Source organism: Streptomyces sp. H27-H1 (genome assembly GCF_026627445.1).
GTDB lineage: Bacteria > Actinomycetota > Actinomycetes > Streptomycetales > Streptomycetaceae > Streptomyces.
On the sequence record NZ_JAPNLJ010000060.1, the window covers coordinates 15,609 to 39,445 of the forward strand.

At 67.8% G+C, this 23,837-nt stretch carries 15 protein-coding genes and 2 CRISPR repeat arrays; of the genes, 8 read left to right on the forward strand and 7 right to left on the reverse strand.

The genetic code is table 11. From position 1 onward, the window contains the following. Window positions 1-2: 2 nt before the first annotated feature. The 5 genes from cas6e to casA are packed head-to-tail and all read right to left on the reverse strand — an operon-like array spanning window position 3 to window position 7,948. Window positions 3-716 (reverse strand): type I-E CRISPR-associated protein Cas6/Cse3/CasE, encoded by a 714-nt coding sequence (gene cas6e, locus OTB20_RS36845; protein WP_267824298.1) that lies wholly within the window; start codon window positions 714-716, stop codon window positions 3-5. Further along, on the reverse strand, window positions 716-1,462 hold the full coding sequence (gene cas5e / locus OTB20_RS36850) for a type I-E CRISPR-associated protein Cas5/CasD (RefSeq protein ID WP_267824299.1): 747 nt from the start codon (window positions 1,460-1,462) through the stop codon (window positions 716-718). The genes cas6e and cas5e overlap by 1 nt, the downstream gene beginning before the upstream one ends. After that, window positions 1,459-2,670, reverse strand: coding sequence for a type I-E CRISPR-associated protein Cas7/Cse4/CasC (cas7e, locus tag OTB20_RS36855; RefSeq protein WP_267824300.1), 1,212 nt, complete (start codon window positions 2,668-2,670; stop codon window positions 1,459-1,461). Before cas7e ends, cas5e begins: the two co-directional genes overlap by 4 nt. Next, window positions 2,667-3,419, reverse strand: a complete 753-nt coding sequence (gene casB / locus OTB20_RS36860; protein WP_267824301.1) for a type I-E CRISPR-associated protein Cse2/CasB — start codon at window positions 3,417-3,419, stop codon at window positions 2,667-2,669. The genes cas7e and casB overlap by 4 nt, the downstream gene beginning before the upstream one ends. Continuing rightward, window positions 3,416-7,948: a type I-E CRISPR-associated protein Cse1/CasA gene (casA, locus tag OTB20_RS36865; protein WP_267824302.1), complete on the reverse strand. Its 4,533-nt coding sequence runs from the start codon at window positions 7,946-7,948 to the stop codon at window positions 3,416-3,418. Before casA ends, casB begins: the two co-directional genes overlap by 4 nt. 1,112 nt (window positions 7,949-9,060) lie before the next feature. Here casA and OTB20_RS36870 point away from each other — a divergent pair. After that, a complete protein-coding gene (locus tag OTB20_RS36870) occupies window positions 9,061-9,477 on the forward strand; it encodes a hypothetical protein (RefSeq protein ID WP_267824303.1) in 417 nt (138 codons plus the stop codon). A gap of 538 nt (window positions 9,478-10,015) precedes the next feature. Next, window positions 10,016-10,779: a CRISPR direct-repeat array (repeat unit 29 nt; unit sequence CTGCTCCCCGCGCACGCGGGGATGACCCC). 171 nt (window positions 10,780-10,950) lie between these two features. On the opposite strand, the gene OTB20_RS36875 is transcribed toward OTB20_RS36870, so the two are convergent. Then, window positions 10,951-11,703 carry a hypothetical protein gene (locus tag OTB20_RS36875; RefSeq protein ID WP_267824304.1) on the reverse strand — a complete coding sequence of 251 codons (753 nt, stop codon included), beginning with the start codon at window positions 11,701-11,703 and terminating at the stop codon, window positions 10,951-10,953. A gap of 281 nt (window positions 11,704-11,984) precedes the next feature. Between OTB20_RS36875 and OTB20_RS36880 the strand changes: the two genes are divergently transcribed. The 4 genes from OTB20_RS36880 to OTB20_RS36895 all read left to right on the forward strand — a co-directional run bounded on the left by OTB20_RS36880 (window position 11,985) and on the right by OTB20_RS36895 (window position 16,833). Further along, complete coding sequence (locus tag OTB20_RS36880) at window positions 11,985-12,311, forward strand: hypothetical protein (RefSeq protein WP_267824305.1); 327 nt, start codon at window positions 11,985-11,987, stop codon at window positions 12,309-12,311. Window positions 12,312-12,535: 224 nt separating this feature from the next. Next, the gene (locus tag OTB20_RS36885; protein ID WP_267824306.1) at window positions 12,536-13,501 is read left to right on the forward strand and encodes a hypothetical protein; all 966 of its coding nucleotides are present in this window, start codon (window positions 12,536-12,538) and stop codon (window positions 13,499-13,501) included. Window positions 13,502-13,675: 174 nt separating this feature from the next. Next, window positions 13,676-14,785, forward strand: coding sequence for a hypothetical protein (locus OTB20_RS36890; RefSeq protein ID WP_267824307.1), 1,110 nt, complete (start codon window positions 13,676-13,678; stop codon window positions 14,783-14,785). A 474-nt stretch (window positions 14,786-15,259) separates the two neighbouring features. Further along, window positions 15,260-16,326: a CRISPR direct-repeat array (repeat unit 29 nt; unit sequence CTGCTCCCCGCGCACGCGGGGATGAACCC). 75 nt (window positions 16,327-16,401) lie between these two features. Then, window positions 16,402-16,833, forward strand: a complete 432-nt coding sequence (locus OTB20_RS36895) for a VOC family protein (RefSeq protein ID WP_267824308.1) — start codon at window positions 16,402-16,404, stop codon at window positions 16,831-16,833. A gap of 888 nt (window positions 16,834-17,721) precedes the next feature. Here the strand turns inward: OTB20_RS36895 and OTB20_RS36900 are convergent. Further along, complete coding sequence (locus tag OTB20_RS36900; protein ID WP_267824309.1) at window positions 17,722-18,078, reverse strand: hypothetical protein; 357 nt, start codon at window positions 18,076-18,078, stop codon at window positions 17,722-17,724. A gap of 2,538 nt (window positions 18,079-20,616) precedes the next feature. On the opposite strand from OTB20_RS36900, the gene OTB20_RS36905 reads away from it, so the two are divergent. The 3 genes from OTB20_RS36905 to OTB20_RS36915 all read left to right on the forward strand — a co-directional run bounded on the left by OTB20_RS36905 (window position 20,617) and on the right by OTB20_RS36915 (window position 23,556). Further along, entirely contained in the window at window positions 20,617-21,768 is a 1,152-nt protein-coding gene (locus tag OTB20_RS36905; RefSeq protein ID WP_267824310.1) for a ParA family protein, read from the forward strand. Continuing rightward, window positions 21,765-23,018, forward strand: a complete 1,254-nt coding sequence (locus OTB20_RS36910; protein ID WP_267824311.1) for a ParB/RepB/Spo0J family partition protein — start codon at window positions 21,765-21,767, stop codon at window positions 23,016-23,018. The genes OTB20_RS36905 and OTB20_RS36910 overlap by 4 nt, the downstream gene beginning before the upstream one ends. A 316-nt stretch (window positions 23,019-23,334) precedes the next feature. Next, complete coding sequence (locus OTB20_RS36915) at window positions 23,335-23,556, forward strand: hypothetical protein (protein WP_267824312.1); 222 nt, start codon at window positions 23,335-23,337, stop codon at window positions 23,554-23,556. Window positions 23,557-23,837 lie beyond the last annotated feature (281 nt).

Genomic DNA, 23,837 nt, shown 5'->3' on the forward strand with positions numbered 1-23,837 from the left:
CCTCAACCGGCCTTGGCGAGGGTCATCAGTCCGCAGCCGTACGCCTTCGCCTTGCCGATCCCCGAGATCAGGGTGCGGGCTAGTGCTACGGGGTCTGTCACCTCGAGGCGGCCGTCGAAGGTGACGGTGACGAGGGGGACCTGGGTCCGGCGGTCGCCCCGCTCGTCGCTCTTCTCGAACCGGTGCCGGCGCTCGTCACGTACCGTCAGCTGGAATTCGTCGCCCTGCGGCAGGCGCCTGCGCTCAGGCGGGGTCTCCAGGACGCGGAAGCCCGAGGTCTCCTGCCGGGCGAGCAGCCACGCCATTTGATGGCGGGGGGTCACGTGTGCCGTCCGCTTCGTGGGTTCGCCGTCCTTGCGCCGGATGTGGTGCACGGGGTTGGCGGTGAGGCGGAAGGCCCAGGTGCTTCCGCTCTCCAGTCGGCGCAGGAAGTCCGCGTAGTCGTACGTATCCCAGGTCGCGGTGGTGGGCCAGCCGGCCTGCTCCACCAGGTGCGTGAGGTCGGGTCGTTCCTCGCTGACGATGTACAGCAGCACCTCGGCCTTGGCGTTTCGGTCCACCCGCCACAGCACGCGGGAATCGCCCGGCACGCCGGGCATCGAGGGCAGCGCCCCGGCGAAGGACGACATCACAGCGGCGTGCATCCGCTGGGGCGAGGCAAGGAGGCTGCGGCCACCGAGGCGTGCCGCGTTGATCCGAAAGCGTGTCAGGTGCATCAGGGACCGTCCAGGGGCGACAACAGGGCCTCGGGCTCGTGCCGGGGCACCGGGACATGGGCCGGGTGGTGTGACCGGCCCGGCCTGTGGTTCGGATTGGCTACGTCGACAGAGGCGGATACGACGCTGCGCGGGGCGTAGCGGCGGTGCCGCGGGTCGAAGCTGACCGGGTGGTCGTTGACGCTGTCACCGGGGCCGTCCGCGGTGGCGGCGTCGGCGAGGACCGTCAAGGTGACCGACTCCTCCCTGCGGCGCTGCTCGCGGTACCAGGGGGACGCCTGCCACCTCTCCGTCCTCAGCGCCGCAACGGGGTCGTCCGTCTCCCTGACTCCCAGGTCGAGAGGACCCTGGGGCGGGCAGGAGCGCCGCCCCAGGTAGGGCAGGTGGATCGGGGAACGTACGGCCTCGTGCAGTGCTTCGATCAGGCCGTCCGCCCCGGCGACGGCAGCGATGAAGACGGCATCCGCGAGGTAGAACCGGTGGGAGACCGGCATGGCCTTCTCGGTGTCCGCGTGGCGTGCCGTCTGGAAATCACGCAGGCGGGTTCCCGGCTGGTCGAGGCGAACGGCGAAGCGCAGCGCGGCAAGGTCCGAGAGGTCCGCGGTTCGGTCCCTGCCCAGGGCGGCGGCGAGCAACCCGCTCACCCCGCTTTTGGTGGGGGCCGTCTCGGTGGTGCGCCGGGCGAACCGGGCCGAGGCCCCCCACGACTGCAGGGGGCCCGCCAGGCGCAGGACCAGGACGCTCATCCGCGCTTTCCGAGTCGTCCCGCGACGGCTTCGCCGACTTCGGTGACGAGCGAACGGAGGCCGACCTCCTCGCCGAGGGGTGCCAGGGCTTCTGTGTGCTGTCCCACCCGGAGGACCCAGGTCCGGTCGGCGGTGGCGCCGAAGGCCGTCTCGACGGCGGGGATGTGTGAGGCCAGCGCCTCGCACGCGGCGCGTACGTTGCCGTTCCCGGTCTCCGCCTCGGTGACGGGCTGCTCGAAGGCACCCACGAAGCTGACGGGCCGGGCGGAGCGCAGCTTGACGATGACGGCGTCCGGGAGGGTGTGGTTGCCGAAGGTGTTGGACTTGCCGGTGGGCATCGACAGGGTGAAGCCCTCGATGAACGCCTCCACCGCGCGGCGGACCGGCTCGCCCGCGCGCTCGCCGTCCAGGAGTCCGGCGTCTAGGTTCCTGGCCAGCAGGTCGACGTCGAGGGCGGCGTAGCGGTACAGGGTGGCCGAGTTGAAGTCGACGGTGCCGATCATCCCGGCGCCGGGCTCGGCGCTGCTGTTGCGGTCGTCCACCGCCGTGAAGTAGTCCGACTCGACATCCACAGCGTGGACGCTGAGGGCGTGGGCGACTTGGGCGGCGGCATCGACGTTGATGTCGGCGGTGTCCGCGACCATGCGTCCGAACAGCGCGATGTCGACGGAGTGACGGCCGGCTGCAAGCTGTTTGGCCTTTGCCCTGACTTCCTTGTCCTTGATGAAGATCTTGGGATCGGTCTTCGCGCCGATGCCCTCGATCACCAGGCCTGCCAGGCCGTCGAGCTGGTGGGCGCTGAGGAACAGCAGGTAGGAGGACTGCGGAGCCTGGGCGTCGGCGGCTTCCTCACCTTTCTCGCCCTTGCTCCCGGGGTTGCGTGTCGGAGCCTCGATCTTGGCGCCCGTCGCGGCGGCGAGGATCTCGGCTGCCATCGGCCACACCTGTTCCTCTGTCAGAGAGGGCTCGTGTCCCATGACCCGCTCGGCCAGCGCCTCGACCACCTTCTTCGTGCGCACCCCCAGCTCGGAGGGGTCCAGCAGCGTCCCGAAAGCCTGCCTGGTCGACTTCTTCCAGGCCTGGCTGGAGACGCGCGACCTGCGTACACCGCCATACACTGCGCTTTTGGGGGCACCTGTGTCGTCGCGGTTCAGGTTGCTCGGCGGGACGGTCTGCAGGATGTGTACGTCGAGGATCGTGCGGTTCACTCGTCTTCCTTCATCTCGTTCGTGGTGGTCTCGGTCTGCGCCTGCGGAAGCGGCTCTGTGGGCAGCGAGCCGGATTTGGGCGCCCGGTACGCGTGAAAGCCCCGGCCCCAGGCCTGGCGGATCCGGGCCGGGCCTCCAGGCCGCTGCCATTCCTCCAGCTGCTCCGCGAGCAGCCCGTAGTCCAGGGGCACGGGGATCTCGTTCGCCCGGAACAGGACGACGAGCTCACGCAACCGCTGCGCCATCACAGCGAGCGTGCTCGCGGATCCGGCCCGTACGAACCGTTTGCGGATGCCCTCGTCGGATTCGGCTCCCGACATGAGCCTGCGCACGGCCGCTCCGACGGACGTTCCGTCCGAGCGGTGTGTGACCGCGGTCCGCTCGGACTGCTGGTGCAGGGCCCAGAGGGTGACCGCGATGTGCGCCGCGCGCTCTGCCCGTTCCGCGACTGCCTCACTGGCGGGCGCTTGCCCCCGGGCAAGGCGCTTTGCGTGGAACTCCTCGATTCCGAGCAGTCCCCAGAGCTCGGAAAGTTCCGTGGCTTGCCGGCCGATGCCCCGGCGCAGCTGCGCGAGTGTCCGCACGGCGTACGAACGGTTCTTGCAATAGTCCCTCTGCAGGGTCTCGATGTGCTGTGCGACGGCATGGCGCAGCGGGGAATACCCGTCCTTCTCGTCCGCCTGTACGGCGTTACCCGTCGGGGTGCTCGGGGAGAGTAGCGCCGGGGTCCTGGTCTGGGTTTCGGTCATGGAGTCGTCTCCTTGCTGATCTCGGCTCCTTCCGTACCGGGCGGGGGCTCCGTCCCGGTCGTCCGCTCGACCGGGAGGGCTTTGAACAACCGGCGCAGGAACATCCGCTCGGCTGCCGCGTGGTCGAGCCAGCCCCGCACGCCTGCGGCGGCCAGCTCCTTGTCCCCCGTCTCCTTGATAAGGCGGTAGGCGGTCCGCCGCCAAGCTGTCCTCGCGTCGCCCGGGTCCCGTGCGGGTCCCAGGTCGGCCAGCCACTGCCGGTAAGGTCCGTTCAACAGCCCGAAGCCGAGGTCGCGCATCGCGTCCCGCGGTGATTCCGTGTCCCGCCCGGAGGCTCGGGCGATGTCGGCCGCGAGATCGCCGAGGGCCCCAACGGCGGCATTGCTGTCCTCCACGGCCCCCAGGGCCTCGGTGGCGTACCGCTGGTCCTGCTCGTGCAGCAGTACGACAGCCATGGTCACGCTGTCGTCGACCAGTTCGTCGATGACCGACTGCTGGGTGCCGTACGTGGCGCCGATCAGGCGTGGCCTGATGAGCAGCTCCTCGGACAGCACACGCTCGTAGGTGAGTTCGGCGATCCATTTCAGTACGCCGGCTCGCAGGTACGGGGAGGGTTCGCCCCTCGGGGCGGGAACCTCCTGGCCCTGTGACATGAGCAGGGAGGCGAGGCTGCGCCACGCGGCCCGCGAGGGATCGTGTTCGCGCGGCATGTAGACGGGCGAGCTGCCGAGCTTCTTCTCCTGGGGCTTGCTGCGTCGCCAGGCGCTCATCGGCTCGTAGATGTGCTTGTTCTGGGGGGTGAGCGGGTCGCCGTAGGCGAGGACCACTCCGTGCACGCTCCGGCCGTCGTGGTGCAGGCGGATCCGTCGCGACTGCCACGTGTAGAGGTCCCGGGGGCCGCTTGGCCGGGTCTCCAGTTTTTCCTGTACGCCGGGCCCACACTGGTCCCGGCGCCAGGCCGGGGTGTCGTCTCGGATGGAGAGGCCGGTCGCGTCGGTGGCGACGAGGTTGAGCAGGAGGGTCTGGCGGAGGCTGTCGCCTTCCACGAATACGCCTCCCAGATTGCCGGCCCATGCCACGCCCTGCGGGTATCCCTTGCCGCCTTTCACCCTCGGATCGCCCACGGCCCCCGATTTGATGCCGGACGTGTCGAATGCCTGGGTGTGTACCAGCCAGCGCGCGGCTTCCGCGAAGGAGAGCCGGTCCGCGCCGGGGCTGCGCATGGTGAAGAAGGGCTCCCCGTTGGGGACGTCGGCGACGATCCGGTTGAGGGATGCGACCTCGTCCTTCTGGGTCCTGAGGTCGGGCACCTGGAAGAACGGCTGGGTGGGATGGAGGAGGTCTAACCTCTCCCGGTGGCGGTCGAGGTAGCCCGGAACGGAGGCGAAGGCATCGGGGCTGTTGTACAGCTCCTCCCAGGCGTCGAGGTCCGGGGGCCCGTCGACGGCGTCATGGAGGATCGCCAGGAGCAGCCTGATCAGAGCGAACTCCTGGGAGGGAGTGTCACCGACCAGGCGCCGCACTTCGTGGGCCCGCGCGAAGGCCTCCTTCAGGGACAGCTCCGTGGTGGTCCCGTCCCGTAACTGCACAGGCAGCCATGGGCGGGAGACCAAGTCGAAACTGGGCATGCCCTTCACCAACTTCACGTCCTTGGCCCCTGCTGGATGGATCTCCAGACCGTCGGCCACGCTGTAGCGGAGGTCGAAGCCTGCCAGGCGGGTCTGACAATCCTCGTCGAGGACGAGAATCAGCTCGCCGGCCAGCCAATGGCACTCCGGTTTCTGCCACTCGTCGGGGCAGAACTTCTCCAGCTCCTCGATCGCCCGGTCGATGACCCACGGCTTGGAGAAGTGGTATGGCAGGCGCAGCGCGCTGGCCGCGACGGCGCGCGCCGTACGGGGTGGCGGAACCGCGTCCACGGGTACGTCGAGGCCGCCCCGCCCTCGGTCCAGCCAGGGCAGCGTCGCGTAGGTACCGTCACCGCGCCGCTGGATGACAAGCACTTCCAGGCTCTCGTCACTGTCCCGCACCTGTGCACGTCCGGCCCGCGTACCGTCGGCGTCACCGACCCCGGCGTCGATCCAGCCGACCAGGGACCTGCCCGGCCTGCGCACCTTGTCGAGCCTGAAGACATCGGCGGCCGACTCCTGCTTGGCGACCCGGGTCTGGTGCTCGTCCTGGGCCTCTGCCATCGCGTCCGCCCAGGTGGCATGCGGGGCGTCGCACGTGTCCGCGTACGCAGTCTGCACGAGCGCACTGATGTGGTCCGGCAATATGACGGGGGCTTCCATGCCGTGCTCTTCGAGCACCGCAAGGGAACGCAGCAACGCATGGCGTCCGTAGACGGATACCGAGCCGGCCACGGGTGCCGGCGGAACCGCTTCCCAGTCGACTCCCGTGATCAGGCAGCGGGCAGTGCGCAGGAGAGCGGGGCGGAGTGACTGTCCCGGCCCGCGGTTGTGGCGGTGGAGTCTGCCCATCCGCTGGAGGAGAAGGTCGACAGGGGCCAGGTCGGTGACCAGGAGGTCGAAGTCGATGTCGAGCGACTGCTCGGCCACCTGGCTGGCCACGACGATCTGGGGTCCGGCGGGCCGGGGGCCGTCGGGGCCAAAGCGCGCCACGAGGTCGTCGTCCTTGAGCGCGCGGTCCAGGTCGAGGAAGCGGGAGTGCGCGACCGTCACGGCCTCGGGTCCGAAGCGCTCGCGCAGCACCTCGGCCGCCTGCAGGACACGATCGACGGTGTTGCGGACCACCAAGGCACAGCCGCCCCCGTGGAGTTCCCGCTCCAAGCGGTCCGCCAGTGCCCCGGGATCGTCGCCCAGCCGCTCCACCACTACCTCGGTGCGGCGCTCCGCACTGGCTTCGGGATGGGCGATGACGGATGCCCGGCCCGGTGCGACGGTGGTGATGATCGGGTACCTGTCGGTCTGCGCCAGCTCGGGGCGCGGGTCGTCGCTGCCGGCGTAGGCCTCGGCGAGTCGGCGGCGGCGATCCGCGGGGAGGGTGGCGGACAGCATGACGGCGGGAACCCCGTAGGCCCCAAGCCAGTGCAGAACGCGCTGGAGGTAGGTGTTCATGTAGGCGTCGTAGGCATGCACTTCGTCGATGACGACAACCTTGCCGGCGAGCGCGAGGTGGCGGAGGGCGAGGTGCCTGCTCTTGAGGCCGGCGAAGAGGAGCTGGTCGATGGTGCCCACGACGAAGGGGGCGAGCATGCCCTTCTTGCGGCCGCGGAGCCACTGGTGCGCGACGAGCTGGGCGGAGATGTGGGAGGTGTCCTCGCGGCGCGAGGGGGCCGTGGTCGAAACGCCGTCGGCATCGACGGCGGCAATGGTGCGGGCTCCGGCTCGCAGGTCCTTGGCAGATTCCTCGTTGAGCGCCCCTTTGGAGTGGGCGAGGTACACCGTGGGGTCCACGTCGCCGGGCAGAAGCCGCAGCCATCGACGGGTACGGCTGTACATGGCGTTCGAGGTGGCGCGAGTCGGCAGGGCTATAAAGCAGCCGCCGGCTCCGCTCCGGGCCGCGAACTCCTCGACGACGGCCAGGGCGGCCTCCGTCTTCCCCTCCCCCATGGGTGCCTCGATGATCATCAGCCCCGGCTCCTGCGCCTTCCTCGCCTGCCGGACGGCCTCCTCCTGGAGGGGACGAACGACGGGAAGACGGAAACGCGTGGCGAACAACTCCTGTGCCGTCCCCTCTGGCGGGAGCGGGGACCAGGGCCGAGGCAGGTCAAGACCACGCCATGCGGCATCGATCCGCTCCGCCTCGTCACGGTGCGGCCCTTCCTCGGGGAAGAGCAGGAAGAGATCGGGATTGCTCGCGATCCAGTCGGCAACGATGACCAGAGCGGACAAGACTGCCTGAACGGGCTGCGCCAACTTCACCGCTCGCCACTCATCCAACCGGCCCTGGACGCCGTATGCCCCGGCGCACGCATCGAGGAGTTCCTTCTGCACGGAGCGCCACACGACGTTGCTGGGCCCTTCCATGCGCAGGAGTCCGCTGTGCTGCCGGAGCTGGCGGAAATCCTCGTGCCCGGGCGGCAGGCCGTGGTGTCCCCCGACCGGAACGGCGAAGGACATGACGTTCCGGGGCGGCCAGCCCTGGCCCTCCAGCCACTCCTCCAGCAGGACCTGGCCGGCAAGGCTGTGCGGAGCGCGCCTTCGCTCCGTCCCGAACTGCTTGAGCGTGGGCATCTCCAGCCCCTCAGAGCTCATGCGGGCCGCGAGATCCTCCACCTGGCATGCGAAGGCGGGGGTTGCCTTACCGATGTCGTGGACCGCGGCGAGCCAGACAGCCAGCAGCCTCCCGTCCGCATCACCCCCCGGCATTGCGTCAGCCACGAGGTTCTTCACCTGCCGTGGAAGCCACTCGTCCCACAACCGGCCGGCCATGGCCGCCGAGTCGGCCATGTGCCGCCACAGCGGAAGCCACTTCCCCAATTCTCGAACGTCCTTGGCCCATACCCGGCGAGCGGCTGGCGTCAGCTGCTCGCTCCAGTGCGCCGGGCGAGCGACACTGTCCTTCATCCCATCCCCCAAACTGCAAACCGTGGCCTCTTGCCCTGTCCTCGGTCCGAATGTCGGCCCACCCGGGGAGGGAGGGCCCCAATGTTCTCCCCCGAACACCAGGGCCCTGTGCGTCGTGATCCAAGGCTGCGCCGTGTGCAGCTCCTACGCGATCCCTCGCCGGGGTGAAAGCCGAAGGACCACCACGACCACGACCACGATCACGGCGATCCGGATACCGATGTCGACCGGCAGTGTCGATCCCGCTCCTGCCGTCAGCACGGCAATGACGACGGGCAGCAACCAGGGAACTGGTTGCTGCCCGTCACTGACTGGAGGGTAGGGGGGAGTTAACATTGGCAGGTTCCTTTCGGGAACGTCTAGGTAGCTCAGGCCGAGCCCGCATTGCCTTGGCTCCACACCTGCAGGTGGGTTCGGCCTGAGTCGTCGATGATCCGACGGAGCCTAGAAACCTGAGGCCCCGTCAGGATTTTTACGGTACACGGCTGCCCCATGATCATGTCGGACCCTGTTCAGATAGCCAGGCAAGGCCGATTAGAAGCACAGTTGTACCGAGAATTTCTAACAGGACCTCAAGGGACTCCATCCCCGCAGAAACGGGGAGCAGATCTGCCGCTTAGACGCACAGGGGTCATCCCCACGTCAGTGGGGAACACGGCCGAACAACGGTAGTCGGCGCTCCTGACCACGATAGGGCTCGGCCTCTGCACGCGCAGCAAGTCCGGGGAACGCGACTGCGCTCCCCTGAGCCCCAGGAGCTCCCCACTGCTGATGAGGTGGGCACGCCGCGCTGGCCGAGGCAGGCGGAGAGCGCGCGGCGATGGAGCGGGAGCAGCTGATCATCTTTGGTAGCCACGACGGCTTCCTGATCCATCAGCGAGGCTTTGTCGAATCGCGTGGTCGCTCGTGCGCAGAGCTTCGGCCAGCTGGCCGCGCGAGTCTTTGGGCAGCGCTCCGGAGTCGAGTGCGCAGGAGACAATGAGCTCACGGCAGTCGGACGACTACCGTTGCTCGGTCCTGTCCATCCTGCTGCTCTGGCTGTTCGCCTGCTCGGGCTCCTCGCAGCCTTGTTCCTGACAGTGAACAGCCAGGTCGCGGACGGGCATCCGTGGATGAGTCCGGCACGGGTGGTCGGGATCGCCGGACTCGGCGCACTCGCCGAGGCCGACCGGCGCATGCTGAACCGCTCCCTGCCCCTCGAGTACACGACTGTGACGGCCGTCGGCGCCGTCGAAGCGTGCCGAGTGGTGCCGGAGACCGAGCAGGAGGAGGTACGCGGCCACTCACGCGGCTCTTCGATCTGCGCGGCCGTCGACGACCTCTGCGCAGCTATCGGGCGCCAGGCCGAGCTGAAGCCGAGGCGCACCGACCCGGTGCACAGGGCTCGGGTGCGCGCGGAGGCACTGGAGGCCGTACGCAACCTCCACGCGGCCAAGGCGCGGCTCGTCGAGGGCGACCAAGCTGCGCTCACCGACCTGTTCGCCATCCTCGGCTCGCTCCTTGCCGCACGGTGGCCCCGACGTACCTGAATCCGGGCTCCTTGGTCTCGGCGGAGCTGCTGACGGTGGAACCCAGCTGGGAAGGCCCGCCGCTGCGCAACGAGACGATCGGCGCGAAGCTCCTCGGCTACGGTCTCTTCATCGCCGGCCTTGTAGTGGTAGGCAAGCTGTGTCCCTCCTCCACCTCCCTGAGCCGCTCACCTGGGGCCTGCTCGTCCTCATGGCGAGCACCGGCCACCGCGGACTCAAGCGCTGGATCCCCGTACCGACCCTCCCCACGGAGCTCCTCCCGTCTCCGGCTCCATCAACTCCTGCCGAACCTTGGCCCGTTGCGGAGCGGGAGGGCACGCATGGGCGCCGGTGAGGCTCCTCCTGCTGATGGGTGGCGCTCGACACAGGGCCCGTCCCTTGGCTGAAGCCGAGCTGCTTTCTGCAGCATCCGGCGTCCGTATGGCCCGCGATTGCGGCCCGCCAGAGGGTTGAGATTTAGCGAATGCCCTACATGTCGGAATCTTCGGAAGGAATGAAAAAGGGTCTATGGCCGCTGTAACGTGCCAGGTCAGGCAGTCTGCTCCCCGCGCACGCGGGGATGACCCCGCGGTCTCGGGCCCGGCGAAAGTTCTGGACGACTGCTCCCCGCGCACGCGGGGATGACCCCCCGGACCCGGCCGCGCCGGCGCCCAGCACCAGCTGCTCCCCGCGCACGCGGGGATGACCCCCAGATCAAGACCCCCAAGCAGGCGCTTGCGGTCTGCTCCCCGCGCACGCGGGGATGACCCCCCCGCCCCCGCCCCGCACCCCCTAGGAGGCCTGCTGCTCCCCGCGCACGCGGGGATGACCCTCCGGAACGACATCAAGTCTTCCCTTACGCCGCCTGCTCCCCGCGCACGCGGGGATGACCCTCGGCCCGAAGTGGGAAATCCGCTTGGACGAAGCTGCTCCCCGCGCACGCGGGGATGACCCCTCGCCCGCCATTCCCTCCCTCATGGCCGCGGTCTGCTCCCCGCGCACGCGGGGATGACCCCCGTTCTCCTCGGCCGCCTGAATCAGCCGTGCCCTGCTCCCCGCGCACGCGGGGATGACCCCGGGCGGGTTGGGCTGCATCGCGGGGTCCTTCCCTGCTCCCCGCGCACGCGGGGATGACCCTGCTGAGATCAACACATCAACCACTCTGGGGCGCTGCTCCCCGCGCACGCGGGGATGACCCCACGGCGACCCACTCCGCCAGTGCCGGGGCGTCCCTGCTCCCCGCGCACGCGGGGATGACCCCATCAAAGAGCAGCATGCACACCTGTACCAGGACCTGCTCCCCGCGCACGTGGGGATAACCCATGGGGCATCCTGCGCCGCGTGTACCGTCCCGATGAGGACCAGGGGCACTGCTTCAGCGCGGTCCTTCTGGTCGTCCCGGGTATTACGGCGGCCCGGGGATTGGCCGATCTGGTCGAGCCCCACGCTACGGAGGCACAGCGTTTCCGGCCAGCGCTGCTGACACCGGTGGCATCATGCTCCGGCCTCCAGGCCGACCCGGCGGATCTGGTCGGCGCTCAGCCGTCGAAGCTCCGTGAGGAGAGCAGCCGTCTCGTACCCGGCTCCGCGATGCCGGGGGATACGTGTGCCCAGCCGGCCATCAGTTTCGGCGACAGGGCCCGCCATGGCGGCCAGGTCACCGACGGATATGCCCAGCACGACAGCGAAGTCAGCCAGCAGATCATGCGTCAGTTCCACTGTGCCGCCCCCGACCCCACCGATCGTGGCCGCGCTCACGTACAGGCCAGACAGCGTGTGCATGACGTGGACAGCACCCGTCCAGTACAGATTCCGGTTGGCGAGCATGTGCACGAGTACGGCGCCGAAGCCGGGCGGGTCCTGCCCGGACAGGCGCAGGAACCGAACCGGAACAGTGCGCGCCTCCTGCGGCAATGCCCGTACGAAGCGGATCACCTCGCTCCTGCGCTCCGGTGACAGCTCCGCGGTGCGCTTCACGAGAGAGGGGATCAAGGGCGCAGCCGTGGCATCCAGTGGGGCCAGGTCCTCCGGCACCGGTGCTCCGGCCATGGCGAAGAGGTCCGCCCCGTGGAAGCCGAGCGCGGGTGCGAGGCGCCGCAGGAAGGCCGCATCCGAAGGTGCGCCCTCCAGCAGGGACCGTAGCGTGAAGTCGTCGATCTCAGCCTGCTGTGCGACGAGGCGGAGGTCGAGCTTCCTGTGATCAGCCAGCCGCCGCAACAGCACGTCGAAGCCGGGGAGTTCTGCCATCCCGGCAGCTTATGGATCTCCGGCGGGTCGTGGGGCTCGTTGGGGTGGAGGCAGCCGGGTGAAGCCCCCAGGGGAATCGGGCGCGCACCGACGGGCTCTGTCTCACCACCTGTGAACCGAAGCAGCGCCGGTAACGGGATGACGTAGAGACCGCTTTTACTGTGCGTCGGCCCAGGCGCCGCTCTGTTGGGTGGCTCGACTTTTATCCGCGGACAAAAGTCGAGCCACCCAACAGACACCGGGGGTGTTGCTGGGCACCGTCCATCGGGTTGCATGGCACCGTGGCGATACGACCCGAGACCAAGAAGAAGAGGTCCACCTTCGGCATACCGAAAGAGATTGTCTTGCTGGCCGCTGGGGAGGGCGTGTGGCGGTACACGTTCAGCGCCGACGACGCGGGCGGCCTCGGCGGATGCGGCAGGGTGCCCGTGCGCTCCGACGCGACCGTTGAGGACGCTCAAGCCGTGATCTTCAGACAGCTGGCGGATCTCACCCGCACAGTGCACGGTGTTGAGATCGACGTCGCTTGGTCCTCTCTGGCACCGGACTCATGGGCGGGGCATGTCCGGCACGGTCCCGGCCGGCCGTTGCTGCCACCAGATGCCTGAAGGTTGCGAGAGATCCGGAGCGACACAGCGAGGACCACGCGTGCGCAGAGCGGATGGCAGTGAGGCTCAGGGTTTTGCCAGTTGCCGGACCGTGCCGGCTCCTACTTGAGCGTGATGGCTGACACGATGCACCACCCCCTCCCGGTGGGATGCCTTCGTCATGGGTGGGGTCGCGGCGGCTTCCGCTCCGGTCAGGCCTCCAAGCTGGGCGTTAGCCTCGACAGATGATTCCTGCTCCGCCTCTCAAGGTCATCACCCGTCACCGCGACGGGCAGATCCTTGCCTACGTGATCGACTCCAACAGATTCGGGAGGCTAGAGCCCGCGGCGGTGTTCCGGCCGAGGGCCGGCGACGAGGTCGTGGAGTCGGTAATCCGGCCCGATCTGGAGCGAGTCGTGTACACGACGCTGAACGGAGTCGTCTGCCTCACGCGCACCGGGGACCTGGTGTGGGCGTCGGATTTCGAGCTGCACTCCGACGTACGCCACGGCCACCGGCCCGGCTGTGCGCTGTCCCTGGACGGCCGGACCGTGTGGGCCTACCGGCCGGACGCGATGACGGGACGCGGGGGCGGAGACCAGTGGGTCGTGTACGACGCCGACAGCGGGGCGGTCCTCGCCCGCCGGGAGCTGGAGACGGTCGGGCACGGCGCCGGCCACCACGTGCACCCCGTGGACGGCAGCATCTACCTCGACATCGGTGAGGGTCAGGACGGCTCCGTCATTCTCCGGGGTACGGCCGGGGCCGACGGCGTAGTGGAGTTCGTGGCGTACCCGTGGTCGGACCGCTGCCTGATCGGCTTGGCGCCGGACGGGCAGCAGTTCATGACCGTCGACCACGGGCAGGCGGACGTCGCCTTCCACAGCCACCCCAGCGGCGACGTTCTCTTCGCTCTCCCTGTCGAGGCCTTCAGGTACGACCCGGAGGACACCTTCATGGAATGGAGCGGCGGCTACCTGACCCCGGACACGGCTGTGGTCACCTTCGGTGGTGAGACCGAGGACGGGGAAGAGTGGTTCCGCCACCACCTGATCGACATGCGTACGGGCACGTTCAGCGGTGGGATGTCCGTTGAAGCGGCCCACCCCTATGACCTGGAGCCCTTGGGCGACGGTTCGTGGCTCACTGAGGGGCCCGTCCGCTGGTCCGGTGATTCGTTGCGGGTTGCACCGCCGCACCCGGCAGGCTGATGGGTTCCGAGGCCATCCACCTGCCAGGGATAGAAGCGATGAGTACCCGGCGCTTGGCGACGTGGTTTCGTTCACGGGGTACGGGCACTGCACGTCGCCCAGCAGCAGACGAAAAGACGTTGGCTGGCCTGTAGTCGAGCTGCGACGATGCCGCTGTTCCAGGGTGGAGGGCCATTGTTCGTTTTCGTGTGTGCGGGGTGCGGTGCCGAGTTGACCGCCCCGTTGTCCCGGGTCCACCTCCCGGCTCACGCCCATCAGAAGTACGGAAACGGGGCTCAGCTCCCGGTGCTCATGCAGTCGGGGACCTACGCCGTGGAGCCGGAGCCCTGGGGGCCGCCGTGGCGAGAGTGGGAAGAGGTCGATCCGGACGAAGCAGCCGCGGGTGGTGTCTACGCTCCCCTCCACGCCCTGTCCGACGGGGCGCCGGGTGCGATCGTCACCGCACCCGGAGACGTCCGCGGCACCCGGCTGATCGCCGAGAAGCGCGGGGGTGCCTGCTGCGGTATCGACGGGGCCGACGGCCCCAACATGGCCTGTGAGGTATGCGGCCTGCTCGTGGCGACCAGGATCGACGACTGTTCGCTCTGGCAGGCGGTGTGGCTGGCCCCAAACTCCGTGCACCGTCTCCCCGTCGACGTCACCGCCACCGAACCGCTCTCCTGGACGGAGCTGACGGAGCGGACGGAAGGCATAGCCCCGTTCGAGCCGATCAGTACGTGGGGAGGACCACGTAGTGGCTCGTGCCACTACTGGTCGTGGAGCCCGCGATGGGAGGCGGCTGCCGGCCGGGCGCTCGCCCACCTTCTGGCGGCTTCCGAGGGACATCCCGTGACGGTCCCGAACGGCCTGACAGAAGAAGTGTTCCAACGAGCTCTCGACGCCCTGCTTCCCGCGGGACTGCAGGAGAGGTATGCCGTCCTCGCTGGGCCCGGGTTGCCGGCCCCCGACGAGGGCGCCGAGATCCTCCTCGTGCCGGTCCATCCGCAGACTGGTCAGACCTGGCTCCCCGCTGGTCCGGTTAGATCGGCATACCCGGTTCCGCTGGAGTTCGGGGTGTGGCTCTGGCTGGCCTTCCCCACTCCTCATCTACCTGTCCCAGCGGCGGGCCGTGTACCGGAAGGCGTCCTGCGCGACGACCCGCTTCCGCCACGCCCCGGATACCTCTTCCGCGCTGACAGGAAAACGTTTCAGCACACCCTGGTCCGGTTGCCGGCCGTCCGTAGTTCGTGGCTCTGTGGGATCGTTCAGGATCTCTCGAGGCACAGGCGCCCCGACATCTTCTAGCCCACCGTTAGGAGGCGCCCGGAACTGATCTCTCCGAGCTACTGCAGGAACCGAACGGCGTCGGGGCGACGTCCCTCCCGAAGTGGTGAATCGGCTCTCGTGCTGGTGGTCGCGATCGCCGGGAATCGGTGTGCTCGCCGAACCTGACGACCGTCGGCGCCGTCGAAGCGCGCCCCGCACGACGGAGCTCCTTCCGTCCCCTGCCGCAGTATTTCCGGCCCGTTCTGGGTCCGCAGCCGAGAGGGTGTGCGCGGGCGGACACCGATGAGGGGCCGTCGGTCGATCGGAGAGTTGGGCACCGCGAGGCGGTCCCTTGGCTGAGTGAGGGCCCGCCTGTGCAGCAGTCGAAGTCCCTGCATGGTGCGCAATATCTGCCCACCGAGGAGAGAAATGCAAAAAATTAGCGATATGTCTCATTCTTTGGAAGTGATGAAAATGCGCCTGCGGCCTCTGTAAAGTGCCAGGTCAGTCAGTCTGCTCCCCGCGCACGCGGGGATGAACCCCGGCGCGGCTGCCTACTCGGACGTCGTGGTGATCTGCTCCCCGCGCACGCGGGGATGAACCCTGAACCGAGTACTCCTGGAACGTCTCTAGGAGCTGCTCCCCGCGCACGCGGGGATGAACCCGCCGCGTCGCCCCACATGAAGTTCGTGGCCAGCTGCTCCCCGCGCACGCGGGGATGAACCCGGGACCGAGACCCGCGCGCAGGTCGCGGACAACTGCTCCCCGCGCACGCGGGGATGAACCCCATCGCGGTGAAGGGAAATCCAACATGTCGGACTGCTCCCCGCGCACGCGGGGATGAACCCCGCGAAGCCGAGGAGGCCCGTCGGCGGGCCGACTGCTCCCCGCGCACGCGGGGATGAACCCGGCCTACGCGAAGACGCCACGCTTCCCGAGGTCTGCTCCCCGCGCACGCGGGGATGAACCCGCCACCCCACGTCCCGTACCGGCGGCCAGAGTCTGCTCCCCGCGCACGCGGGGATGAACCCGATCTGTCCCGCATGCGGGACTCACTGCTTACCTGCTCCCCGCGCACGCGGGGATGAACCCTGGGCGTTGTAGCGAGCGAACACCGAGAGCTCCTGCTCCCCGCGCACGCGGGGATGAACCCGGGACTAACGACTGGCTGCTCGGATCGACTTGCTGCTCCCCGCGCACGCGGGGATGAACCCCCACTCGATCGTCTGCCATGTCGGCTCGAAGGCTGCTCCCCGCGCACGCGGGGATGAACCCCAGCGTCTCCACCGCGGATGCGGACGCTGCGACTGCTCCCCGCGCACGCGGGGATGAACCCTCGTTGGCGCTGGGCGGGCTCGGCTCCGGCAACTGCTCCCCGCGCACGCGGGGATGAACCCCCACTCGATCATCTGCCATATCGGCTCGAAGGCTGCTCCCCGTGCACGCGGGGATGAACCCTCGTCACCGTTATCGACCCCAAGCAGAACTCGCTGCTCCCCGCGCACGCGGGGATGAACCCTCGGACGCGGCGATCTCGGAGGTGAGAACCTCCTGCTCCCCGCGCACGCGGGGATGAACCCTGAGGAAGCGCCGTGAGCGACGGTGGGACCTGCCACAACCGTCGCCGTCCGCAAACGCCGCCGAGGAGCCTCCCCATGCACTGGACACTCGAAGTCGTCCCGGTCCCCGTCACTGACATGGACCGGGCGAGGGAGTTCTACGCCGCCAAGGTCGGCTTCAACCTGGACCTGGACGACGAGGTCGCGCCCGGTGTCCGCATCATCCAACTGACCCCGTCCGGCTCGCGATACTCGATCGCCATGCTCCAGGGAATGCCCGCCGTGCCCGGCACGAAGCAGATGTCCCCCGGCAGCCTGCACGGCCTCCAGCTGTGCGTCACAGACATCGAGGCCGCCCGCGAGGAACTGGTGGGCCGGGGCGTCGACGTCTCGCCCGTCCGACACGTCGGCGAGGCGGGTTGGATCGAAGGCGAGGACGGCACCTGGAACTCGTTCATGACCTTCGAAGACCCGGACGGCAACGGCTGGACGATCCAAGAGGCCCCCTCAGACCTCGCGGAGCGCTGAAGCACCACCCAACCGCCCGAGCCCGCCCTGGTCGCGCAGAGGTCAATGCGGATGTGTCCCCGGACTCCGAATCGGTCACTGGTCATGTTCCGGCGATGTCGTCCCTACGCAGCCCGGTGGGTGAGGCGGCGGCGCCGGGGGACTTAGGCGCGTCGGAGGAAGAGGCTTTCTTGCAAATCCGAATCGGCAGGCTGGGGCGGGGCGACAGGTCCTCAAGTTCGCGCCCCCGTGGAAGTCGGCGCGCACAGCTAAGGCCTCCTGGGCGGCTGCGGCCACGCGCGCAGGAATTCCTACAAAGCCCGTGCGATCAGCACCGGACCATGTCGCCGCCGCGTCCCTCGGCTCAACTCCCTCATGTGCAGTAACGCAGGCACCCTTCCGGGCGCCGAAAAATCCGCCAGTCGCCGCCTGAGCGCCTGCTGGCAACCCGGAGGTCGATCCATACCCGGCCACCCCAGTTCGGGCGCGTAAGGGCCTGTTCTGTAGGTCGGATTTTAAGCGATATGTAACCTTCGCGCAATTAGAGGACTTCGGAAGCGCATAAAGTGCCCTCCCCAGTTGGCCAGGGACCCTATGCACGATGCGGCAGCAAAAGTGCTGCCTTCGAGGCTGTGAGCAGTCTGGCCCGTCCCTCCGGAACCGGCGTCACTCGGCGAGGCCCGGCAGGACGATGGCGCTGCGAGGTGACTGATGCGATCCCGGCAGAAGGTGCCTACGCTACCGAACTCCTCAACTGCTGCCAGGGGACGCCGACAGATAGACCTACCGCGGGGTCCTGCTGCGCAGGTGGTGCGCCTCGATGCGCACCACCTGCCAGGGAGGTGTGCGTGCCGCACAGCGGCGCTCACCAGGGTGCGCTCAGCGGACAACGTCGCATGCAAGTCCCGTTCACGGCATGGCCGCGGGTGCGACCCGCCCAAGGTATTCGTCATAGTCGCAGCCGACGTCGGGGTCGACGACGGTCGGGCACATCACGGGATCATCCACCTCGCCGAAGAGGAAGACGGTAACCGCACAGCCGGTACCGGGGAACGTGAGCTGCAGGTAGGCACCACGCTCCATCGGGTTGCCCACCCCTGAACCGAACCGCCAGTTGCCGGAGGTCAGGTGCGACCCATCACCGCAGGATTCCGCCGCTGACAACTGAGCAAACTCCTCGCTGGTGAAGTTTCCGTTCGCGCGGAAGGTCAACATCGTTCCCTCCCGACTGCGCCACTCCCCTGCCATCTCGTCGGCTGAAAGCACCACGGCTTGGTACGCCGCAGCGTTGCAAGCAACCGTCGCCACACCGACGGCCACCGTCAGCCCCGCACGCCACCAGCCCCCATGTCCCACAACAACCCCCCACCCCCGCGACGCAGCCCGCACCCTCGGGCCCACACCATATATTTGAACACGCTCAGATATGCCGTTCGCCCCCAACCGGATCCCCAGCCCCGCCAACTACCGCTGCCTCGGACGGCTTGGGCACGCCCCGCGAGTACGCGCGCCCGCCAGTACGTCAATTGCGGGTAGGTGTGGAGTGATCCGGCGCGGCACGCGGACGACGGCTGACTCGAAGCTGTCCATCGGCCCTCCCTTCGTCGTGTGCAGGCGGGGAGACTCGGCAGAGCGCCCAAGGCAATGCTCAGAGCTTCTCCTTCCACTGCCACACACCTGCTATCCGGGCGAGGAGCCCTCTGCCTGTCGCCGCGCCTCGGCGATCGCACCCCGACGTGCTGCTGGCGGATAGCCGAGTTGGGCTGCCGCGTGGTCCGCGGACAATCCCGAGTCGGCATTCAACATCTCTGTGATACGAGCACCCCTGAGTCGGGCCAAGGCCTTCTGCGCAGTGGAGTAGGCGACACCGAGCTCAGCGATCACCTGAGCGGTTGTGACTGCGGGATCAGCCTCGAGGAGGGAGCCGACGAGCGAGGAGACTTCCCCACGCGGAACAACGTCCCCACTGCCTACGGGCCGGCCGGTGGCCGCCTGCTTGCCCGGCCGACGTCGCATGAAGGCGGCCACGACCCTACGCGGCCAGTGCTCCACTCCAGCAACGACAACGCTCTGGGCAGACACTGCCGAATCCGCCCGTTGATAGCTGTCCCAACTCCGCGGCTCGACGCCGAGCTCGGCGGCGGCCTCGTTGCGGTCCAGTAGGTCCTCGCCGTCACCGGCTGGCGGCAGCGCTGGGACTGGGCAGCCCGAACGGAAGGCTTCCGTCTGCTCCGCATCCCAAAGCAGGACCCGCCCGCCAGCGGAGCTGATCGGTGCAGGGTGTCCCGCGGCTGTGTACAGCTTCTGGTTGCGGTAAGTCTCGAAACTCATCCCGATCTCACGGGCAAGGTCTTGCCGGGTACGCACCAAGTCCCTCCGCCCAGCACGGATCATCGCTTCTCCCCCACTCTGCCATGAAAAAGATACAGCATTTGCGTCATCGACAGCGCACTCAACTTGTAGCCACTTCCCTGCTGTCCACTCCTAGCGAAGGTGGCGAACGGTGTAGTGCACGCGGAGAACCGTCTGGAGGCCGGACAGCTGGTCGCAACGACCCGGGAGGCCATTCGTTCCCTCAATTATGGGTGTCGGTGGTGTCACTCGCCCCAGACCGGGAGGGCACGGTCACCAGCGCTACGCGCACTCCCGGCCGACGATAATGAGCATGTCTTCGACTTCACTATCCGACTCCCCGGCCTGGCTCAGTACGCCGCGATACCAGGCGGAGCCCAGGTTCTGGTAGTCCTCACAGTTGCGCCCCCGGTCTTGGGGACCCCACTCGTCCCAGCAGCGGTTCCTGGGCAAGGCGTCTCCCAGGAGAGCTCGGAACGCTGGCCGCACCGCTGTAGTGGAAGAAGGCGGCCGGGACGGGGCATAGGTGAGTTCCGGGGCGGGGGTGTAGCGGCTCAAAGTAGGCGCACTTGAGCTAGGTGCAGGGATGGGAGTGGCTTCGACGGCATAGCCGCTGTCATCGGAGTTCACGACGGCCAGAAGGACAAGGCCGGCGACTCCAGCGACGATGGATCCGGCAACCCCACTCGCCATGCTTAACGGGACATCAGGCCGAATACCACCACTGCCTACTTGGTGCACACCGCAGCCCGTGGCGGCACACCCCCGCCAAGACCCATCACCCCGCATCGAGGGTTGCGCGACTTGGACTGCCAGGAGGCCTTGCCGCCCGCTGTCAACAAAGGCGGGCGCCGGCCACATCTATGCGCCGCACACCGTCCCGATGCTCAGCGGCGAGCTCGGCCAGGACCAGGCGCAGGATGTCGAGCGTGAGGTTCGTGGCGGGCCGGCCATGCAGGTGGCAAATCCTGCTGGCTCGGGCAACCAAGCACCGCCCCGCGCCCGACGGCCTTGCTCGTATGGCCGTAGAACGGGCGGATCTGACCGTGGCCGATCTGACCGCAGCCGACAGCATGCCGTGGACAACGACGCGGACGTGCCGGCCCAACGGTCGCGGCGCCGTGGGTCGGCGCAGCGGAGCGCGTAGGACGGCATCGGCCCACCAAGACGATCGACGTCGCCTTCGCGGTGACCAACCGAGCTGTGACCAGAGACGGATCGGCAGCCCGTCAGTCACCGGTCATGGCCGCGTTTCGGCCCGTGCCTGGATCGTGTCAGGAAAAGCGAGGGGTACCAGCGGCTGGCCGACGTCGATCGAGGCGCGCGTGTAGGTGTTTCAAGGCAACCGGTATGGGCTTGCCCTCAGCAAGACAGGTAAAAATCGAGGCAGATCGGTCAGAACGCCTGCGTGTACTGCTTGTCCCCCATCTCAAAGCAAGTAAGGTAACCGACATGACCGCCCCTTACGACTCGTCCGACAGGGAAAAGGTAGTCGCGAAACTGCCTCTGGCCCTGCGTCAGGAACTCAAGATCCGTGCAGCCCAGCTCAGTGTGGGCATTCAAGACGCTGTCACCGAAGGCATCCACGCATGGCGGAGCAACCCTGATGCCGCCACGCCTGTCGATACCTCGGGAGGCCAGTCCTTCGCCACCTACCTCCCCGCCGGCCTGTACGACGAGTTCAGGAAGGACTGCAAGTCCCGCTCCGTCGCCTACAACCAGGGCTTGGCCCAGTCGATCCGGCTCTGGCTCGACACGCACCAGATGCCGACGCTTGTCCGCCCCGCGCAGGTACGCCGGTTCGTCGTCTGTAACCAGAAGGGCGGAGTCGGTAAAAGCGCCATCAGCAACGGCCTGGCCCAGGCTCTTGCCGAGGCCGGCGCCCGCGTGTGCGTCATCGACTTCGACCCCCAGGGCCACCTCACAAGGCACCTGGGCCACACCCCGATGGGCATCAAGGAGCCGAGCCTGGCCAAGTACATGCTCGGTGAGGCCGACGGCGACATCTCAGACCTCCTCATCCCGATCGAGTACGAACCCTTTCTGGGCCGCCTGTTCCTGCTGCCTGCATGCAAAGACGCCTTCCTCCTCGATGCGAAGCTCGCCACCACGCGCAACGTCCGAGTCAAGGAGACAGCGCTCGAAAAGGCACTCGAGGAGCTGGAGAAGCGCTTCGACTACATCGTCATCGACTGCCCTCCGAGCCTTGGCTACACGATGGATACCGCGCTGTACTACGCGCGCACCCGCGACGGCGAAGACCCTCAAGCCTCAGGCCTGACCATCGTGGTGCAGGCCGAGGACACCTCTGCCGATGCCTACGACTTGCTCCTCGAGCAGATCGAGGACATGGAGGGTGACCTCGATGTGGCGGTCACCCAACTCGGCTTCGTCGTGAACCTGTACGACTCCCGCAAGGGGTACATCGCCACGTCGTCGCTGGAACAGTGGCAAGGTTTCGGCAACCCGCCCGTACTCGTCGTCATCTCCGACTTGAAAGAGCAGCGTGAGGCTGTCCGTCTGAAGCGGCCACTTCTCGAATACGCACCGGACTGCGAGCAGGCCATCGCCATGCGCGATCTGAAGAAAGCACTGACGAAGTGAGCAAGAAAGACCTCCTGGGCAGCGGAGCCTCCTTTTCGAGCGCACGCCGCCCGAGCGAACGCAGTGAACGTGGCCGTGCCAAGGCGATGGCCCAGGGGGAAATCCCCACCTACGAGCTCGCCAAGTTCCGCCTCGACCAGGTTGCTGCCACTCCCCTGAACCCGCGCAGGAACTTCGGCTCCCCCGAAGAACTCGCCCGGTTCGGCGAGGAACTACGCCAGGCCCAACTCGCAGCCTGTGTAGCGGTCTCCCGCGGCGCGTACCTGGCACTGTGGCCCGACCACGAAGCCCTCATCGGCTCGGCCGAGCACGTCTTGATCAATGGTGAACGTCGATACCGCAGTGCCGTTCACGTCGGACTCGAAAGTCTCGACTTCGTCGTGCGCGACGAACTCGCCCGGACCCGAGAGGACTTCATCGACCACCTCCTGTCGGAGAATCTCGACCGGGAGGACTTCGACGTGATCGAACGCGCCCGAGGCGTGGCCCAGCTGGTGGAGATCTGCGCCGAAGAGAAGGAATTCGGTTCGAAGTCACGCGCGGCCGCGCGCCTGGGAAAGTCACCGGCCTGGGTGACCTACCAGCTCTCCCTGCTCGCACTGCCGGCCGAGATCCAGGCCATGCTCAGCTCGGGAGACGTGGCCGAACGCGACGGGCGCGTCCTCGCCCGCGCCCTCAAAGACGATTCGTCACTGAGTGCCGCAGACCTCCTTGCCATGCTGAAGACTTCCAAGGAGCAAGAAGCCCGAGTCAAGGAACAGCAGCAGGCCATCCTTCGAACTGCGGCCGAGACGACGCCAGCCACTCGCAGCCCTCAGGGACCTGTTTCACTGCCCTCCCCCTCCCGCAGCATGGATCAGCCGTCGGTGGTGGCAGATCCCTTGACCGCGGTTAAAGGATTGCCCACTCCGGTCCCTGTGCCGGTCGCTATCCACGCCGCCCCGGTCCAGCAGGCTTCGGCAGCGACGGCATCACCCTCCGCACCTGCAAGGGTGCAACCCCCAGAAGCCAAAGACACGCCCAGGGACACCGAAGCCTCCTCAGCGATTGTCGAGACGAAGCCGGCTCCCACGCCGCAAGCCGTGGCCGAGGAAGAGAACTCCTCAGACTCAAGCTTCCTCGTCGATCTCCGCTCACTCCCCCGGGTCCCCTGGCACGACGGCGAGGCTGTCGCCAAGCTCGTCTTCGAGAAGATGGACAAGGCCCAATGGGCAGTCCTCTTGGAGAAGCTTCTCGAAGCCCACAGTTGACGTCTCCTCCCCACCCCAACCTTTAACCGCGGTTAAAAGTCGAGGCGGCGAGCACCGGGCGCACAGACATGAAGGGGTCCCACCAACTGCGGCTGGTGGGACCCCTTCTTTGGCTCTGCCGACGAGTTTCAGGAACGTCTGCAGCTCAGCGCGGCGATCGCTCGGTTCCACGTGAGAGTGATGTCGTCAAGTCCCGAGAACACCCCGATGCTTGATTCGGGACCGGACCCTGGTTGTGCCCTGCACGACGAAGGGGCCAGGTCGCTGGCTCCCCTCGCTCCATCGGACGGCAGACCCTCGATCAGCCTTGTCAGACGTGTGGGGCAAGATGGCGCTATCGGAGTCCTGGCGTCGGATCGACGCCTGGCTGGCCACGCACGTGGCCTCCGATTTCGCACTCCTCAATCCACCCGCAACACCAGCGGAGATTCGGCAGGCAGAACGGATTCTCGGCACCCAGCTGCCCAGCCATCTGGGGGAGTCCCTGCAATGCCACAACGGCGTGAGCGCCTGGACGACTATCCTGCCGGAGCAGTAAGTCCCCCTCTCAGTGACCGGCGTCGTGAACCATTGGCAGGCCCGCATGAAAGTCGCGGCGGACAACGACGGTCTCACCTCGCCCCTGGGGAGTCGAGCCTTGGTGGCACCCGCTCTGGGTTCCTTGGGCTGAAAGTGCCGTTGGCGCGGGCCAGCCTCGATCCTTCTGCGGCGTGATGACCTCGGTCGACTTGGCGTTTCGCCCTATTTGTCCCGTGTGGTCGGGTGTGGGGCCGTCGCGTAACGCTGCGGGTGCGCCGGGGTTCCACGTCTCCCGGGGTG